The sequence below is a fragment of the Corynebacterium sp. MSK150 genome, from assembly GCF_030229215.1.
In the GTDB taxonomy this organism is placed as follows: domain Bacteria; phylum Actinomycetota; class Actinomycetes; order Mycobacteriales; family Mycobacteriaceae; genus Corynebacterium.
Window position 1 is genome coordinate 217,499 of the sequence record NZ_JASPHM010000001.1, and the last position, 18,203, is coordinate 235,701.

16 protein-coding genes are annotated in these 18,203 nt (G+C 59.1%); 10 read left to right on the forward strand and 6 right to left on the reverse strand.

All coding sequences use genetic code 11. The features are described 5' to 3' along the window. The first annotated feature begins 130 nt into the window (after positions 1–130). From dxr to map, 5 genes are all read left to right on the forward strand, one after another. Positions 131–1,291: a 1-deoxy-D-xylulose-5-phosphate reductoisomerase gene (gene dxr, locus QP941_RS01045; protein WP_005325207.1), complete on the forward strand. Its 1,161-nt coding sequence runs from the start codon at positions 131–133 to the stop codon at positions 1,289–1,291. 14 nt (positions 1,292–1,305) lie between these two features. After that, positions 1,306–2,514, forward strand: a complete 1,209-nt coding sequence (locus QP941_RS01050; RefSeq protein WP_284867688.1) for a M50 family metallopeptidase — start codon at positions 1,306–1,308, stop codon at positions 2,512–2,514. 108 nt (positions 2,515–2,622) lie between these two features. Next, on the forward strand, positions 2,623–3,786 hold the full coding sequence (gene ispG / locus QP941_RS01055; RefSeq protein WP_239277458.1) for a flavodoxin-dependent (E)-4-hydroxy-3-methylbut-2-enyl-diphosphate synthase: 1,164 nt from the start codon (positions 2,623–2,625) through the stop codon (positions 3,784–3,786). An 81-nt stretch (positions 3,787–3,867) separates the two neighbouring features. Next, positions 3,868–5,721 carry a penicillin-binding transpeptidase domain-containing protein gene (locus QP941_RS01060; protein ID WP_284867689.1) on the forward strand — a complete coding sequence of 618 codons (1,854 nt, stop codon included), beginning with the start codon at positions 3,868–3,870 and terminating at the stop codon, positions 5,719–5,721. Positions 5,722–5,787: 66 nt separating this feature from the next. Further along, entirely contained in the window at positions 5,788–6,657 is an 870-nt protein-coding gene (gene map / locus QP941_RS01065) for a type I methionyl aminopeptidase (protein WP_005325202.1), read from the forward strand. 195 nt (positions 6,658–6,852) lie between these two features. Here the strand turns inward: map and QP941_RS01070 are convergent, their stop codons facing one another. From QP941_RS01070 to QP941_RS01085, 4 genes are all read right to left on the reverse strand, one after another. Then, the gene (locus QP941_RS01070) at positions 6,853–7,254 is read right to left on the reverse strand and encodes a hypothetical protein (protein ID WP_284867690.1); all 402 of its coding nucleotides are present in this window, start codon (positions 7,252–7,254) and stop codon (positions 6,853–6,855) included. Positions 7,255–7,302: 48 nt separating this feature from the next. Next, positions 7,303–7,662, reverse strand: coding sequence for a hypothetical protein (locus tag QP941_RS01075; RefSeq protein ID WP_005325199.1), 360 nt, complete (start codon positions 7,660–7,662; stop codon positions 7,303–7,305). Between the two features lie 322 nt (positions 7,663–7,984). After that, entirely contained in the window at positions 7,985–9,382 is a 1,398-nt protein-coding gene (mtr, locus tag QP941_RS01080) for a mycothione reductase (protein WP_284867691.1), read from the reverse strand. 27 nt (positions 9,383–9,409) lie between these two features. Next, the gene (locus QP941_RS01085) at positions 9,410–10,438 is read right to left on the reverse strand and encodes an alpha/beta hydrolase (RefSeq protein ID WP_284867692.1); all 1,029 of its coding nucleotides are present in this window, start codon (positions 10,436–10,438) and stop codon (positions 9,410–9,412) included. A 264-nt stretch (positions 10,439–10,702) separates the two neighbouring features. Here QP941_RS01085 and mqo point away from each other — a divergent pair, with 264 nt between their 5' ends. Next, positions 10,703–12,199, forward strand: a complete 1,497-nt coding sequence (gene mqo, locus QP941_RS01090) for a malate dehydrogenase (quinone) (RefSeq protein WP_005325195.1) — start codon at positions 10,703–10,705, stop codon at positions 12,197–12,199. An 85-nt stretch (positions 12,200–12,284) separates the two neighbouring features. On the opposite strand, the gene QP941_RS01095 is transcribed toward mqo, so the two are convergent. Then, positions 12,285–13,640: a protein adenylyltransferase SelO gene (locus QP941_RS01095; protein ID WP_284867693.1), complete on the reverse strand. Its 1,356-nt coding sequence runs from the start codon at positions 13,638–13,640 to the stop codon at positions 12,285–12,287. Further along, on the reverse strand, positions 13,641–14,462 hold the full coding sequence (locus QP941_RS01100) for a PhzF family phenazine biosynthesis protein (RefSeq protein ID WP_284867694.1): 822 nt from the start codon (positions 14,460–14,462) through the stop codon (positions 13,641–13,643). Between the two features lie 67 nt (positions 14,463–14,529). Between QP941_RS01100 and QP941_RS01105 the strand changes: the two genes are divergently transcribed. The 4 genes from QP941_RS01105 to QP941_RS01120 all read left to right on the forward strand — a co-directional run bounded on the left by QP941_RS01105 (position 14,530) and on the right by QP941_RS01120 (position 18,201). Next, positions 14,530–15,714 (forward strand): sensor histidine kinase, encoded by a 1,185-nt coding sequence (locus QP941_RS01105; RefSeq protein WP_284867695.1) that lies wholly within the window; start codon positions 14,530–14,532, stop codon positions 15,712–15,714. Further along, positions 15,707–16,450 carry a response regulator gene (locus QP941_RS01110; protein WP_284867696.1) on the forward strand — a complete coding sequence of 248 codons (744 nt, stop codon included), beginning with the start codon at positions 15,707–15,709 and terminating at the stop codon, positions 16,448–16,450. Before QP941_RS01105 ends, QP941_RS01110 begins: the two co-directional genes overlap by 8 nt. Before the next feature lie 66 nt (positions 16,451–16,516). Beyond that, complete coding sequence (locus QP941_RS01115; RefSeq protein ID WP_284867697.1) at positions 16,517–17,416, forward strand: ABC transporter ATP-binding protein; 900 nt, start codon at positions 16,517–16,519, stop codon at positions 17,414–17,416. 32 nt (positions 17,417–17,448) lie between these two features. Further along, complete coding sequence (locus QP941_RS01120) at positions 17,449–18,201, forward strand: ABC transporter permease (RefSeq protein ID WP_284867698.1); 753 nt, start codon at positions 17,449–17,451, stop codon at positions 18,199–18,201. The last annotated feature ends 2 nt before the right edge of the window (positions 18,202–18,203 follow it).

The window sequence follows — 18,203 nt, forward strand, 5'->3', positions numbered from 1 at the left end:
GGGCACACCAATGCCATTTGTCTGCTACACATTCTAAAACATCGCACCTGAGATGGCGATTAAACACCCCCGTCGCAGTGCGGCGTACCTGGCGCGCACGCCCAATGGTGGTGGGCGCTAGGGTGGAGGCGTGACTACTCAGCGAATACTCATTCTTGGTTCCACCGGTTCAATCGGCACGCAGGCTCTGGAAGTCATTGCGGATAATCCCGATAAATTCGACGTCGTGGGAATCGCTGCGGGTGGCTCCAACCCGCAGCTCATCATCGAACAAGCCCGTAGCCTCAACCTTTCGTTTGACCACGTTGCCGTGGCCAACGAGGCCGCCGCCGCCGAGGTGTCGGCCGCTTTAGGCGGTTCGGTCTTGAGTGGCGCCGACGCTGCAGAGCACCTAGTGCGCTCGGCCCCGGCCGATACGGTACTCAATGCCTTGGTGGGGTCTTTGGGGCTCAAGGCCACCTTGGCCACTCTGGAGATGGGCGAGTATTTAGCCTTGGCCAATAAGGAATCCCTCGTGGCGGGTGGCACGCTGGTTACGCAGAAGGCGCGCCCTGGCCAGATTATCCCTGTTGACTCGGAACATTCCGCCATGGCGCAGTGTCTGCGTGCCGGCGAGGAGGGGGAGCTGGATAAGCTTGTCCTTACCGCCTCTGGTGGCCCCTTCCGCGGTTGGTCGCGCGAAGAGATGTGGGACGTGACCCCTGAGCAGGCAGCGCAGCACCCTACCTGGTCCATGGGGCAGATGAATACCCTCAACTCTGCCACCCTCATTAATAAGGGCCTGGAGCTGATTGAAGCCACCCTGCTCTTTGACATCGCCCCGGAGCGCATCGACGTCACCGTGCACCCGCAGTCCATCATTCACTCCATGGCCACCTTCAAAGACGGCTGCACTATCGCTCAGGTCTCGCCGCCGTCAATGAAGCTGCCCATTTCGCTGGCGATGAATTGGCCGCACCGCGTACCAGGCGCCCAGCCGGCCTTGGACTTTGCGCAGGCGCATGACTGGCGTTTTGAGCCGCTTGACGATGCCGCCTTTCCCGCTGTCAACCTCGCCCGCCGGGCCGCGGCCGAGGGAACAGGGGTCATTTATAATGCCGCCAATGAGGAGGCAGCGGCCGCGTTCTTGTCCGGGCGCATCCATTTCCCGGAGATCGTGGACGTCGTGGGCACGATCCTTGATTCCGCATCCGAGTTTGCTGGTGTAGTCTCTAGCCTCGATGAAATCCTCGCGGTAGAAAGCGAGGCGCGCAGGCGCGCGAATGCGCTGATTGATTCGCTGGCTGACTAGAAAGCTTTCACACCATGGCAAACTTGCTGGGCATTGTGTTTTTCGCCCTTGGCATCGGGCTTACCGTAGCGCTGCACGAAGCAGGCCATATGCTCACCGCGCGCGCCTTTGGCATGCGCGTGCGCCGTTATTTTATTGGCTTTGGGCCGCGCCTATTTTCCTTCCGGAAGGGCCATACCGAATATGGGCTTGCGGCCTTCCCTGTGGGCGGGTTTTGCGATATCGCTGGCATGACGGCTCAGGATGAATTCCTCACCGAGGAAGAAGAACCCCATGCGATGTACAAAAAGCCGTGGTGGCAGCGCATAATCGTGATGGCCGGTGGCATCGGTGTCAACCTGATTTTGGGCTTTGTCATCCTCTACTTTGTGGCGATGACGGCCGGCCTGCCCAACCCGGATGCTGACGTGCGCCCCCGTGTGGGCGAGGTGACTTGCTCGGCCAGTCAGAAGCCGAACCAAGAGCTAGAGGCGTGCACGGGTAAAGGCCCCGCTGGAAAGGCCGGCGTGCAGGAGGGCGATATCATCGTGGCCCTCGATGGTCAGAAGCTGGATTCATTTACCCAGCTGCGCGATGAGGTAATGCAGCGCCCCGGTGAGACCATCACGCTGACGGTGGAGCGCGGTGGGGAAGAGAAGGACTTCCCGGTTCACCTCGATACGGTCAAGCGGTTGAACCAAGACGGCGAGCTGGTGGATGCTGGCTCAATCGGGCTGAGCAATCAGCTTATCGATGTCGTCGAAAAGCACGGCGCCGTCGACGCCCTACCGGCAACCTGGCGCTTTAGCACCTACTCGCTGGACGCAACGGTCGAGGGGCTGAAGCAATTCCCGGGCAAAATTCCGGGTGTGGTGGCCTCCATCTTCGGCCACGAACGCGAGGCCGATGGCCCGATGTCCGTCGTCGGCGCTTCTCGCGTGGGCGGCGAATTGGCGGAGCGTTCCCTGTGGTCGATGTTCTTTATGATGCTGGCCACGCTGAACTTCTTCCTCGCACTCTTTAACCTGATTCCGCTGCCGCCTTTCGACGGCGGACATATCGCCGTCATCATCTATGAAAAGCTGCGCGATGGCATCCGCAAACTGGCGGGCAAGCCAGCTCTGGGGCCGGCCGATTACACCAAGTTGATGCCGGTGACCTATGTCATGGCCGCGCTGCTGATGGGCGTCGGCGCCATCGTCATCGTCGCCGATGTGGTCAACCCCATACGGCTATTTGGCTAGCCGCCGCAGCCCCCGCTGCGCGCGCTTCAGGCATAAAGCAAGCAGTGCTAGAGTGGGGGCGTTAATCACCCACCGTATGTATTTACTGTGCTTCAACAAGGAGAATTCATGTCGACCCCCATCGGTCTAGGAATCCCAGACGGCCCACCACCAGTCCTGCACCCGCGCCGCAAGACTCGTCAGCTGCAGGTGGGCCCGGTCGGCGTCGGCTCTGACTCACCCATCTCGGTGCAGTCAATGACCAATACCAAGACGCACGACATTAACGGCACGCTGCAGCAGATCGCGCAGCTGACCGCTTCCGGCTGCGATATCGTGCGCGTGGCTTGCCCTAAGCCTGTTGATGCGGAGGCACTTCCGGCCATTGCCAAGAAGTCCCCGATCCCGGTGATTGCGGATATCCACTTCCAGCCAAAGTACATCTTCCAGGCCATCGACGCGGGCTGCGCCGCCATCCGCGTGAACCCGGGCAATATCCGCGAGTTTGACGGTCGCGTAAAGGAAGTTGCTAAGGCAGCCGGCGATGCCGGCATTCCCATTCGCATCGGCGTGAATGGTGGCTCCTTGGACAAGCGCCTGCTGGAAAAATACGGCAAGGCCACCCCGGAAGCACTCGTCGAGTCCGCTATCTGGGAGGCTGGCCTCTTTGAGGAGCACGGTTATGGCGATATCGCTATTTCCGTTAAGCACTCCGATCCGGTTTTGATGGTGGAGGCCTACCGCCAGCTGGCGGAAAAGACTGATTACCCGCTGCACCTCGGCGTGACCGAGGCTGGTCCGAAGTTCATGGGCACCATCAAGTCTTCGGTGGCTTTCGGCGCACTGCTGGCAGAGGGCATTGGCGATACCATTCGCGTGTCCCTGTCCGCTCCGCCGGTAGAGGAAATCAAGGTGGGCGACCAGATTCTGCAGTCGCTCAACCTGCGCCCCCGCAAACTGGAGATCGTCTCCTGCCCGTCCTGCGGCCGTGCCCAGGTGGACGTTTATAAGCTGGCGGAGGAAGTTACCGCCGGCTTGGACGGCATGGAGTTCCCGCTGCGCGTTGCCGTGATGGGTTGCGTTGTCAACGGTCCGGGTGAGGCCCGCGATGCCGACCTCGGCGTTGCTTCCGGCAATGGCAAGGGTCAGATCTTTGTTAAGGGCGAGGTCGTTCGCACCGTGCCGGAAGACAAGATCGTGGAGACCCTCATTGAAGAGGCCATGCGCATTGCCGATGAGCAGGGTATGGAAGCCGTAGAAGGCGCCAAGGCTGAGGTTCGCGTAACCCAGTAATTTGCCCACTTTGAGCAGACTGCCCCGCACTTCGGTGTGGGGCAGTCTTTTTTGACGCTTGCGCTGCTAGAGTGCCAAGACATGAAGAAGTTGGTCGCGCTGGTTGCAACTATCGCGCTCGCCTCCACCAGCGTGGTTGCCTGTACACCGAAGCCGGTCTCTGCGGAACCGGTCGCAGAAGAATTCCTCCAGGGGATGGAGTCCCGCAATAATGACGGTTTAGCCGCGCTTACCGACGCCCCCTCCGACGCCACCTCCGCCCTCGATGCCACCTACTCCGGCCTGCAGGCCGAGGGGCTCGACATTGAGCTTGAAGGCGTGGACCAAGATGAGAACCTCGCCACGGCCAACTACAAGGTCACCTGGGACCTGCCCAAGGAACGTACCTTGAGCTATGACACGCAGATGACGCTGACCAAGACTGAGGATGAGTGGACGGTGCGGTGGAAGCCGAGCTTAATCCACCCCGACCTGGGAGCAAATCAGCACCTGGAACTGCGCGCACTGGAAGCAGAGCGCGCCAGCGTGGTTTCTTCCAATGGGGTGGAATTGATGAGCCCGGGGCTGAACTACCGGCTGGTGGTAGATACCAGCTCGCTGGATGATGTGCATCCCACCGCTTCCAAGATCAGCGGCGCACTAGCTGCCGCTCACCGCCAGGATGACTCCATTGCGGAGATGGATGCCAAGGATCTGGCCAAAGAGTTGGAGGATGCAGACGGCTCCTTTTCCGTCACCATGTTTACGGAGGATCAAGCCAAGGCTGTGCGCCCCAAGGTGGAAGGCATGGACGGCGTGCGCCTCAATGAAGAACCGGCTCTGGTCACCCGCGACCGTGGCCTGGCACCCGATCTGATGTCGCGCGTGCGTTCCGCGGTTCAGGATGAGGTTGATGGCCAAACCGGCTGGTCCATTTCTGTGGTCAATGAGAATGGCGCAGCACTCTCTGATGTGGAAAAGCACGACCCTGATGCGGCGCCGTCGATCAAGGTAGGTCTGGACTACGACGTGCAGCGGGCCGCGCAGGAGGCGGTCAATGAGCGTGCTGATTCCCAAGCCATGCTCGTAGCCATCCGTCCCTCCAACGGCGATATCTTGGCCGTCGCCCAAACCGAGAAGGCCGATGAAGACGGCGACGTAGCCCTCCAAGGCCAGTACCCGCCGGGCTCGGTGTTCAAGATTCTCACCGCGGCGGCCGGCGTAGAAAAGCAGGGGCTTAATACCGATACCATCGTTCCGTGCCCGGGCACCATGGATATCTTTGGCCGCGTGGTGACCAACTACAATGCCTTCGCCCTAGGTAGCGTTCCGCTCAGCCAAGCCTTTGCACAATCGTGCAACACTACCTTCGCGGATATCTCCACCAAGCTTAAGCCTGGTGAGTTGAAGGATATGGGCAAAAAGTTTGGCTTCGGCGTGGAATACGAAATCCCAGGCCTTACTACCATTACCGGTTCCATTCCGGAGGGCAAAGAACCACTCGAGCGCACTGAAGCTGGCTATGGACAGGGTTACGACTTGGCTAGCCCTTTCGGCATGGCGCTTGTCTCCGCAACGGTTGCCAATGGCAAGACGCCTACGCCCACGCTTATCGAAGGCCACGAAACCAAAGCCTCCGATAAGCCGCAGCAGATTTCGAAGCCTGTGCTAGATAACGTCCGCGCCATGATGCGCCAAGTGGTTACTAGCGGTACCGCACGCAGCATGGCGGCGGGCGGCACGATTTACGGCAAGACCGGTGAGGCCGAGATTAACGAGGGCTCGCACGCCTGGTTTACCGGTTACCGGGAAGAAGACGATATCGCCTTTGCCACCCTCGTGGTTTTGGGCGGCGGCTCCGATGTCTCGGTCAATATCACTAGCAACTTCTTGCAGAAGGTCGATGACTACCGGTCCGGACCGCACGAGGGTGCGGCTCCGCCGGCCGAAGGGTAGAAACCCCGCCTGCCCTCGTGACCCCGGCTGCTGCATTATGGGCGCAGAGGACTACCATGGGAAACCATGAGTAATCGAGGAAAGCTAAAGCCAGGCAAGCCCACTCCGATCCTCACCGTGCCGGAGAGCATCGAGCGCCCCGAGTACGTGTGGAAAGACGAGGTGCAGGAGGCCGTAGGCGAGCCCTACGTCCAGTCCCCAGAGGTCATTGAGAAGATGCGTGAGGCCTGCAAGATCGCAGCCAACGCCCTCAAGGAGGCCGGCAAGGCCGTGCAGCCGGGCGTAACCACTGATTATGTGGACCGCGTGGCACATGAGTACATGTGCGACCACGGCGCTTACCCGTCCACGCTGGGCTACCGCGGCTTCCCCAAGTCCAGCTGCGTCTCCCTCAATGAGATTGTCTGCCACGGCATCCCGGATACCACCGTGATTGAGGATGGCGACATCGTCAATATCGATATCACCGCTTATAAGAATGGCGTCCACGGCGATAATAACGCCACCTTCCTTGCCGGTAATGTTTCCGAGGAACACCGCCTGCTGGTAGAGCGCACCAAGGAGGCCACCATGCGCGGTATCAAGGCCGCAAAGCCCGGCCGTGAGATTAACGTCATTGGCCGCGTTATTGAGTCTTATGCCAAGCGCTTCGGCTACAACGTCGTGCGCGATTTCACCGGCCACGGCGTCGGCCCAACCTTCCACAACGGTCTTGTGGTCCTACACCATGACTCGACCGTGTACCGCGACATCCTTGAGCCTGGCATGACCCTAACTGTTGAGCCGATGATTAACCTCGGCTCCTTGGATTACGAGATCTGGGATGATGACTGGACCGTCCAAAACACCGACGGCAAGTTCACTGCCCAGTTTGAGCACACCCTCGTCATCACCGAAGACGGCAATGAAATCCTTACCATTCCAGATGAGGACTAGTACTTAGTCTCAGAACAAACTGAAGGTCGCCTCCATTTCCAGAGAAGGGGAGTGGGGGCGGCCTTTGTTTTGCCGACGTCCCACGGAGCCGTTGGCAATATTGGAGTGACTTCGCATAGCAAAAGGGGCCTCGTTCTTAGTAGAACGAGGCCCCGAGCAAGCCCTAGCTATCTAGAGCCAATCTGCGGCTAATGATTAGCGGCGGAAGATTGGGTCCAGGATGTGCTGCGGGAGGATGCCGTTGTAAACAGCGTAGTTGTAAGCACCGATCAGGGCGCCGATTGCGGAGGTGATGCCCAGAGCAACGGTGCCGTCGCGCCAGATCTCGCCCCAGCGAGGGTTGTTCTCGCCCTTCTCCTTGCCCAAGAGATCGTGGCCGGTTACCTTCCGATCCTTGTCAGCGTTAGCACCGATCTTGGAGGACAGGGTCGGGTACTCGCCGTCGTCAGCCTTGGTGTCCTTGATGACGGAGGAGAGGTTCTCGGCCAGGGAAGCACGCTCGTTGGTGGTGTCCTCAGCGGAAGCGACAGCGACGCCGCTGAAAGCGACGGTAGCGGCGGTAGCAGCAGCAACGGCTGCAGTGCGGAAGTTACGCATTGTGAAAATTACCTTTCGGAAGTTTTGATGAAGCCGTATGGCTGTTGCTTAGAAGGAAGGGCCGTGGTTGATGAAGTTGTAGACTGGGCCGATGACGCCGCCCAGAACAGCACCGATGCCGCCCAGGATGGTAAGGGAGTACAGAACCTTAGCCCATACCGGCTGCTCGGAGAAGTCCTTGGAAGAACCGAAGATCTTGGTGCCGTCAGCTTCCTTCTCGCCCTCGAGCTTCAGATTCTGGTCTACCTTGCTAGGGAAGCTCTGGCCCTTGGAGGGGGAGCCCTCGTTGGTGGCAGGAGCGGTCTGAGCGGCGTCGGAAGAGCCCTCAGCTGCTACGGCAACGGTGGTGCCGCCGAAGGCAACGGCGAGAGCGGTTGCGCCAGCGATTGCTGCATTGCGGATACGCATATCAAAATTCCTTAAAAGTCGTACTTGCAAGGCTTCCGCACTGGGAAACCAAAGTGTTATTGAATACACAGGTGGTATTCATAAACACGCGGTAGCCGTGTTCGTATCGGCTCGAGCCGGTGTCCCAAGTGAATTTAGTAAAACTCCCGTCCTTTTGCACGTCAAAGACTGGAATTTCAGCGATTAACTTAATTTGGGCCCCTTTATGGTGGTGAATTTCCTGAAATTGTGAATGGGGCTTCCTTGGCGTGAAGTGGGAAAACGTCCTAAAACCTGGAAAGAAACTGGAAGAATGTGAGAAAGCTCACGTAACAATTTACTTTTACCACTCCAGTCCCAAAAGGGCATTTTCTACCACTTCTGGCAGTGCAGGGTGGATCCAATATTGGTTGCGAGTGAACTCCCGCATGTCCAACTTGTAGGCCATCGCGGTAATCAATTGCTGGATCAAGGTAGAGGCCTGCGGGCCCATCAGGTGCGCGCCGAGAAGCTGCCCAGTGGAGCGGTCTGCTACCAGCTTGCAGATTCCGGTGTGATCTTCCATAGCCCAGCCGTAGGCAACGTCGCCAAAGTTCTGTACCTTGACGGTGACGTCGAAGCCCTTCTGTTGCGCCTGCTTCTCAGTTAGGCCCACTGTGGCGATTTGTGGGTGGGTAAAGATGGCGGCGGGGACATTGTCGTGGGGCAGTGGGCGGAGATCTTCTGGGTGGAGCAGGTTATGCTGCACTGCGCGTGTCTCCGCATTGGCTACGTGCTTGAGCATATATGGAGAAGAGACATCGCCGAGCGCCCAAACACCCTCGGCGGTGGTGCGGCCGAACTCGTCGGTGCTCACGCGGGCGTCGGCAAGCAGTTCAATGCCCGCCTTGTCCAGATCCATCTGATCGCCGTTTGGGGTGCGCCCAGTAGCAACCAGAATCGCTTCTGCTTCCACGGACTCACCATTGTCGAGCTCCAACCGCACGCCCGTGTCAGTTTCCTCGAGCTTGGTGCCATTGGCTATGCGCACGTCGAAGCGATCGCGAGCAATCTGGTTGAAGCGGCTAGATAGGTCATCATCCAGGTGGCGTAGCAAGGTCTCGGAGCGATTGACCACGGTGACCTTGGTGCCGAGGCCGTCAAAGACATGAGCAAACTCCATGGCGATATAGCCACCGCCTACCACGATGAGGCTTTCTGGCTGGTGGTCCATGCGCATGATGTCTTCATTGGTGTAGTACTTCACGCCCGAGTTGGCATAGACCTCCGGAATGACCGGACGGGAGCCGGCGGCAATGACGATCTGGTCGCCGCTGATGACATGCTCGCCGGTCTGAATGGTCTTCGGGCCGACGAAACGGGCGTGCTCATCAAACACGGTAATGTTCGGGGTTTCTTCGCCGCGACGGTACTGTTCGCCGCCCTGGGCAATCTGGTCGATGCGGTTGGTAAAGACCCGGTCCACGATGGAATCCCAATCCACGCTAGTGACTTGAGCATCCAGGCCGAGCCGGCCGGCCTCGCGCGCCGCTAGGGCAATATCGGCGGCGTAGACATACATCTTGGTGGGAATGCAGCCTACGTTGAGGCAGGTCCCGCCAAAGGTGCCCTTTTCAATGATGGCGATTTTCTGGTCATCAAAATCCGGGCTAGGGATGGAGTTTCCGGAGCCAGTGCCGATGATGATGAGGTCGAAATGTTCCTCGGCAGCGGGCGTGTGGGACTGGTGTGAAGTAGTCAAGTTTATTCCTTATATATAGGGGCTTAATTACTGAGTAGATTGTGGGGTTTCTAGGACGGTGGGAAGCCACTTGTCACAGGCGTCAAAAGCTTCTTGGAGCGGGTCCGGAAGCGATAGGAACACATCGTGCCTAGCCCCCTTGATGGGATGCAAGGTGTAGTGGGCACTAAGTTCCTTTGCCCAGCGCCGCGTTTGCGCAACGTCGATGATGACATCTGCGTGGTTCACGCTGTCGGAGTAAGGCTGACCCAATTGGGTGCGGGTGGACTGCAGCGTCAAGATGGGTACGCCGGCATCAACGCGGCCGCTGTGAATAGCATCAAAGCCGTGGAATACCGCGGCTATCCAGCCGACATATTTCTTATGGCCCGCCAGTGGCTTAAAGCGGAGGTCAAAATTCCATTCGCCGTAGAAATCCTTATGCACGGACTCGCCGTAAGCAGTGAGGTTGCCACCAGGCAGGGGAGTCATGGGGGCGATGCGGCCCAATGTGTAGAGCAGCGGCTTGAGGGGAGTGAGGACCTGGCCGGGCACGCCCATCATGTCCAGCCATGGACTATTAAGGATGAGGCCCGCCAAGCGTTGGTGGCGTTCTTGGTCGGTTCGGCGCAGATGATCCATCCACAGCGGGGCGATCAAGCCACCGGTGGAGTGGGCGATGAAGATGACTTCATCATTGGGGATCGCATCAAGAGCGGCGGTGAGGTCTGTAAAGTACAGCGCCAGGTCCGAAGCATAGTGCCACGACTGGCCCGAGCGGCGCGAGCGGCCGCACTTGCGCAGATCGATGGCATAAAAGTCATAACCTTTGGCGGCAAAGTGCTCGGCTACGTGGGTGTGGAAGAAATAATCGGTCATGCCGTGTAGCCACACCAGTGCCGGGCGTGACGGGGTGGCTGACTCACGTGCAGTATCGCCCGCGTGCTCCGGCGCGTAGTGCACCAGGGTGGTGACCACGTCGCCCTCGCCATCGGGGTCTGTACCCAAGTCAATGGTGGCAGCTTCATAGTCGGGGCCAAGTTTGTCTGGGCCCCATACCGGGGAGTGTGTAACCATGCCTCGATTCTAGGTGCAACGAAGAATTTATGGTGCTGCCGGTGGGGTGTAAATAGTGGGGGCGGAAATTCCCACATTTTCGCCACTGGTCTGGGGGAGAAATCCCAAATTGGATGAGAAAAGCGTAGAGTAAGGCCTTAATGCGTGACGCACTGCCAGGTTGTCATAGTGCAGCGATGGTGGCGCGGGGCGCTATGCGCTAAAAATCAAGGCGTAGACCGCGCCGATGGATATCTATTTTCAATTCGAAGAGGTAATAACACAGTGTCCTCCGCTAAGAAGACAGCACAGGTTGTAGACGAGGTCGATGTAGCACTTATCGGTGCTGGCATCATGAGCGCCACCCTGGGTGCTATGCTCCGCGAGTTGGAGCCCAGCTGGACCCAAATGGTCTTTGAGCGCCTCGATGGCCCCGCATTGGAGTCCTCCTCCCCGTGGAATAACGCCGGTACCGGCCACTCCGCACTGTGCGAGCTGAACTACACCCCGGAGAAGAATGGCCGCATTGATATCTCCAAGGCTCTGGGCATCAACGAGAAATTCCAGAAGTCTCGCCAGTTCTGGTCCCATCAGCTCAACAACGGTATTCTCACCGACCCGAGTGAATTCATTAACCCGGTTCCGCACGTGTCCTTCGCACAGGGCGAAATCCAGGTGGATTACCTCAAGCGCCGCTATGATGTGCTGAGCGAGAAGCACATGTTCCCGGGTATGCAGTTCTCCGCAGACGATTCCGACTTTGCTGAGAAGTTACCGCTGATGGCGAAGGGCCGTGACTTCTCCAATAAGGTGGCCATTTCTTGGACCGACGCTGGTACCGACGTCAACTTTGGCGCGCTGACCAAGCAGTTCCTGACCGCGGCTAAGGCCTCCGGCACCGAGATCCGCTACGGCCATGAGGTCATCGACATCAAGCGTGATGGCTCCGCGTGGAAGGTGTACTCCAAGAACAAGCACACCGGCGACATCACCGTAGTTAAGGCAAAGTTCGTCTTCGTGGGTGCCGGCGGTTACGCCCTGGACCTGCTGCGCAAGGCAAAGGTGAAGGAAGTTGCCGGTTACGCAGGCTTCCCGGTATCTGGTCTGTGGCTGCGCTCCAAGAACCCGGAGCTTATCGAGCAGCACCAGGCAAAGGTCTACGGCAAGGCTGCTGTGGGCGCGCCGCCAATGTCCGTGCCGCACCTGGATACCCGCGTTATCGACGGCGAGAAGGGCCTGCTTTTCGGTCCTTACGGTGGCTGGAGCCCGAAGTTCCTGAAGAAGGGCACCTACCTGGACCTGTTTAAGTCCATCCGCCCAGACAACATCACCTCTTACCTCGGCGTTGCCGTGCAGGAGTTCGGCCTAACCAAGTACCTGGTGGATGAGGTGCGCAAGAGCTTCTCGGACCGCGTGGAAGCCCTGCGCGAGTACGTACCGGAAGCAAAGGAAAGCGACTGGGAGACCGTTATCGCTGGCCAGCGCGTCCAGGTGATTAAGCCTGCTGGTGCGCCGCAGTTCGGCTCCCTCGAGTTCGGCACCACCTTGGTGAACAACCAGGAGGGCAATATCGCCGGCCTGCTCGGCGCTTCCCCGGGTGCATCCATTGCCCCGGCCGTCATGCTGGAGCTGCTGGAGCGTTGCTTTGGCGAGCACATGATTGATTGGGCAGACAAGATCCGCGAGATGGTTCCGTCTTATGGCATCAAGCTGCGCAACGATGAGAAGCTGTACGACGAGATGTGGGAGTACACCCAGAAGACCCTGAAGCTGGACCGCTAAGAGCTAGCTTTCGGCCTCATAAACCCTCGCACCGCCTTTGTGACGGTGCGAGGGTTTCGTGCGTCCTAGGCAGGTAATGGCAGCCCTAGGTGCCGCAGTAGGTGAGGTAGCCCTCGAGACCATTAGGATCCGGCGATTCGAACGCTGGGTTGGGCTCCCACGGGTGGGTGACCGCGTGGAGGAGCTCCTGATACGGGCCCAGCTCCCCGCGTTCGGCAGCATCCAGTGCGGATTCTACGGCGAGGTTGCGCGGGATCACCCGCGGCATGGCGTTATCGACGCGGGAAGGATCGGGCGAAGAGGCAAGGTAGCCTTCCAAGAAGTCTCCCTTGGCAAAGAGCTCGCGGGCGTGGGTGGGGTGGCCCGCGGCGGCGTCGGCAAGAGCGCGGTGAGCTAGCGTGATATCTGGGCCATTGAGCTGCATGGCAGCCGCATAAGAAGAAGCGACCTCTCGAGAGGTATCCAAAGCCTGTGCTAAATCTGCCCTGTGCTGGTGCTCAAAGCGGTCGGTAAAGCCTTTGATGGATTCTTGGGCAAAGTCCATGGCCTTATTCATGTCCATATCAAAAAGCGGCAGGAGGGATTCCGCCAAGCGGGCCAGGTTCCATCCCAGAATGGAGGGCTGATTGCCAAAGGCATAGCGGCCCTGCCTATCGATGCTGGAAAAGACCGTTGATGGCGAATAGGCCTCCATAAAGGCGCAGGGGCCATAGTCAATGGTCTCGCCAGAGATGGTGGTGTTATCCGTATTCATCACGCCGTGAATAAAGCCCAAGCGCATCCAGTGGGACACGGTGCGGATCTGCGCATCCATCACCTGGGTGAAAAACTCCTGGTAGTCCGCTCCAGGGTAGTGGCGCGCAATGGCATAGTCGGCCAACTGTCGGGTGTAATCCGTCTGCGCGGCAAGATGGAAAGTGCCGACGCGGATATGGCTGGCAGCCACGCGTACCACAATGCCGGCCGGTTGCACGTGCCCGCGCTGAATGGGCCGGCCGGTGGAGATAACCGCCAGCGCCCGGGTGGTGGGAACACCCAAGGCATGCATAGCTTCAGAGACTAGGTACTCGCGCAGCATGGAAGATAGCGTTCCGCGGCCATCGGACCCGAGGCGGGAAAAGGGAGTAAGCCCAGTTCCCTTGGCATGGAGATCCCATAGCCGCCCGTCTTTTTCCACCTCGCCCAAGAGCATGGCCCGGCCGTCTCCCATCTGCGGGTTAAACGCACCGAACTGGAAGCCGGAATAGGCCATAGCGTGGCCGCCTGCTCGGCCGGTAAGGAAATCTATGCCTTCGGAGGAGCGCAGCCAGTCCGGGTCGAGGCCCAACTCTGTGGCGAGATCCTCGTTCAGGATGACCATCTCTGGGTTCGGCTGCTCCTCGCCCTCGGTAGGGCGGACTAGGTGGGGAAGCTTCTGGGCAAAATCGTGGTGTAGCTGCATCTAAACCTCCAGTGTTCCGCGCACGCGAATCTGGGCGCGACCGCCCACCCAAATATCCGTGCCGTCATCGTTGATAAATACTTTGCCCGCCCGGCCAATTTGGCTGCCTTGTGCTGCGGTATAACGCGCCGGCACGAGGTTGCGCGAGCGCATAAACTGCGCGGCGCCGCCGTTGAAAGAACCGGTGACTGGGTCTTCGAATTGGGTGGTAAAGGCCCGCACCTCATAGGCCGGCTCGCTCTCTGCGGCGTTGGGATTAAGACCCACAACGCCGACCTTGGGGCGCTCGGCCTGAGGCTTCACCGCGCGCACCGCCGCGGCATCGCGCAATTGCAGCAGGCGCCAGCCCGGGCCATTGTCCACCCAGCCATGGTCCACAATATCCGCGCTATCTAGCCCCAGCCCAGCGCAGGTCTCCTTCAGCTCCGCCGGGCTCAGCGGTTCTTCGCGGCGCAGCGGCGGGGTAGCAAAGGAAAAGACTTCGCCCTCTTGGCGGACGGTTACCAAGCCCACGCCGCATTCTTGGACGATGCGTCCCTCTTCCCGTGGCTGATTGCCTAGTGCCCGCCACGCGGCAGCGCTGCCCAAGGTGGGGTGGCCGGCAAAATCAAACTCTTCGTACGGGGTGAAAATGCGCACGCGGTAGTCCGCGCGGGCGTCGCTAGGCTCGAGCAAGAAGGTGGTTTCAGAAAAGTTGGTCCAGTTCGCGATCGCCTGCATCTGCTCGGTACTTAGGCCATCGGCGCCCGCAACCACCGCCAAGGCATTACCGTTAAAGGCACCCGTGGCAAAAACATCAACCTCAAAGAACTCGTGCTGCATGCTCGCCAGTCTAGTCAGCCCCAGGGATGAGGACTATGGCCTAGAGCCTGCGCTAGCCTAGAAGGCCATGAAGAAGCTATGGCCCGATGCACTTCGCTCGTGGGTAGGCCCACCGTGGAGAATTATCATTCCGCTGTTTTTCTGGGGTTCTTCGGTGCCGGCGGCAGAAGGTGTTATTGATAGAACCTCGCTTTTCCAGGAGCTGGTTCTCGTAGTTTATGCAGTCGGTATTCCACTAGCACTCTGGCTACACCCCAAGCTCAGGGAATACGCAATCGGGTTCACTGCTATCACGCTAACGGTGTGCATCTTTACCCCGCTTGCTGCAATGGGCAACGCTCACTTTTTCCCTTTGGCTTACTGCGTATTTCTGATAGGCGCACATTCACCCAAACGACTACAGCGAATCTGGATAGGGTGGATTGCCTTAGGCTCCTTGGCGGCCACCGCAGCGGACCTATACGGCCGGAGGATCATCAGCGGCATCGATTTTGGCCTCGAAGACACCACTGTTGGCCCGCTTCCTGCCTTCGCCTCCGTCGTCATCATCGCGTGGCCCGTTATGGGCTTTTTCTTCTTGCTAGGCACCAATGACCGCAAAAAGCGCGAAGACCAGCAACTGCTGAAAGAGCGCGCGGAAATGGCCGGCGCGGTAGAGCGCAACCGCATTGCCCGCGAGATGCATGACATCGTGGCGCATAACTTGGCGGGCGTTATCGCTCTTGCTGACGGCGCCCGGTTCGCCGCTGCCAAAAATCCCGCAGCGGCCACAGAAGCCTTAGAAACCATCGCTTCTACCTCCCGCGATTCCCTCAAGCAGATGCGCGGATTGCTCTCTGTGCTGCGAGATGGCGATTCCCGCGCCGATACCAAGGCGCCTGGCGCGAGCGATATTGCCGGCCTTATCTCGGAAGCCCGCCGCAGCGGCTTCGATATCACCGTGCACGGGCTGGAGGACCTACCGACCGAAAGCGACGAGCTCTATCAGTTCACCGTCTACCGCGTGGTGCAAGAAATTTTGACCAATATGCTCAAGCATTCCCGCGATAAAAGGGGAGTGCTGCGCTTTCGCTCTACTGGAAGCGGCCTAGTATTGAGCGCCGATAACCCGGCCGCACGCACGCCGGACAATCACGAGCCCGGTTACGGGCTCATCGGGATGAGCGAGCGCGTTAGGGCCTATGGCGGCAGCGTTGCTACCCGTACTGAGGATGGACACTTCTTTATTACCGTGGAGGTACCCAATGACTAACCCTGAGCAGCCAACAGGTGCGCCTGCCGGCCCCATCCGTATAGGCCTGGTTGATGACCAGCCCCTCGTGCGCGCCGGGTTCGCCATGCTCCTTGGCTCCCAAGAGGATTTGGAGGTTGCTTGGCAGGCATCCGATGGCGATGAAGTCCTCGACCTCGCCCGCGCGCAGCCTGCCGATATTGTGCTCATGGATGTCCAGATGGCCCGCGTCAATGGCATCGCCGCCACCGAAAGGCTGCTGCCAGAGTTTCCGGAGACCCAGGTCATTATGCTTACCACCTTCGATGACCAGAACTTTGTCCATGGCGCGATTTCCGCCGGGGCTTCCGGATTCCTGCTCAAAGACGTCGAACCGGAGGAACTCCTCGCCGCCATTCGCACCGTACATTCCGGCGAGGCCGTCCTTTCACCGCGCATTACCGCACAGGTGCTGCAGCAATTGCGCAGCGAGCAGTCCGCGTCACAGCCTGATTCACATGCCACCCCCGTTGCGGCAGCAGCTACCGCCCCTCCGACAGAAGATCTCACGCCACGCGAGCTGGACGTCCTCAAGCTGATGGCACTGGGGTATTCGAATACCGAAATCGCGGAATGCGAGTTTGTCTCCATGGCCACGGTCAAGACCCACGTACGCCATATCTTGACGAAAACCGGCTCGCGCGACCGCGTGCATGCTGTGCTCTACGCCCTTACTCATGGCGTGGTCTCGGTGGAGGAGCTGCTGTCTCATCCCTAGGTATGACCTGCCAAATCACTCCCAAGGATGGTTACTTCGTGCCGGTCAGGCGGCACGATGGAAACCATGCTCAAAGTTTCACACCTTTCCAAGAATTTCCGTTCCTTTAAAGCAGTAGATGACCTCTCCTTTGAGGTTCCAGACGGTCAAGTCACCGGCTTCCTCGGACCGAATGGTTCTGGCAAATCCACCACCATGCGCATGTGCGTGGGGTTGGAGAATCCGACTTCCGGCACCGTAACCTTTGATGGCACGCCCTTCCGCGGGTTGTCCAATCCCGCTACCACGGTGGGCACCTTGTTGGACGCCAATTGGTTCCACCCGGGCCGCAGCGCCCGTGCTCACCTGGGCTACATGGCCGCGTTGCAGGGCGTGTCCATGAACCACGTGGATGACACCCTGGACCGCGTCGGCCTTACCCAGGTAGCCACTAAGCGCGTGGGCGGCTATTCGCTAGGCATGAAGCAGCGCCTGGGCCTTGCTTGTGCGCTCATCGGCGAGCCGAAGCACTTGCTTCTTGACGAACCCGTCAACGGCCTCGACCCCGAAGGCGTGCACTGGATGCGTGCCCGTATCCGTGAATTCGCTGAGGCCGGTTGCTCCGTGCTGGTTTCCTCCCACCTACTTTCGGAAATGCAGCTCACCGCCGACCGCCTCGTAGTCATCGGCAAAGGCAAGCTGCTGGGCGAGGGCACCATGGATGAATTCGTCAACGGAACTGGTGGCGCAAGCCTCGAAGTCATCGTTGACCAGCCCGATGAACTCCTGCGCCTATTGCACGGCACCGATGCGGAAACCTCCTTTGACGGTGAGGTCCTGCGCGTGCGCGGCCTCGAAGGCTCCGACATCGGCCGCATCTGCCTGGATAACCGCATTCTTATCTCCAGCTTGGAACGCAAACAGCCCTCCCTGGAAGAGGCCTACCTCGGCGCGACCGCCGACCACGTGGCCTACCGCTCCGCCTAAACGCACAACCCAACCTTTAAGGACAGATTTCTATGAATACTGTGGTTTCAGAATCCCGCAAACTCTTTTCCCTGCGCTCTACCTGGGTCTACCTCGCCATCGTGGCACTCGGAATGGCCGCTGGCGGTGTGCTTACGGCCTGGGGCTATGACTTCAACGGCACCGCGGACGGCAAGTTTCAATCCAGTGATGTCTTATCAGCTAGTGAACTCGCCATGGTGGTGATGATCTTTGCATCCGCGATGATGGTCGGCAATGACCTAGGAAAGGGAACCGTTGCATGGTCTTATCTTTCCTCCAACCGCCGCGTTGGCATAGTGCTCAGCCAATTTGTAGTCATCCTGGTATCACTCTTGTTCGCGGCCACGCTGGGCATAGCTGTGGGAACCTTGCTGATTGCGGCACTTGGCGGTGATATTAACTTCGCGAGCTTTTATCAGTGGCCGGACTGCAACCGAGTGGTGTTTGCTTACCTGGAATGGGCCGGCTTTAGCCTGCTGGCTATGGGGTTGGCTTATCTCTTGCGTAGCGGCACATTTGCCGCGATGATCCTCGTGGTGGAATTCTTTGTCCTAGAAACTGCGCTTATGGCATTTGATACCTCCTGGGCAGAAGCGTTGTTGAGCTGCCTGCCCTTCGCCAATATGCAGACCTTGGTCTTGGGTAGCGATTTAGGTCCCTTGGACCATTCCCGTGGTGTGTCTGCATTGATTCTGGGCGTAACGCTGGCAGTCTGCGTCGGTGGTGCGTGCGCAGTGTCCCGCCGTCGGTCCGTCGCCAAATAACT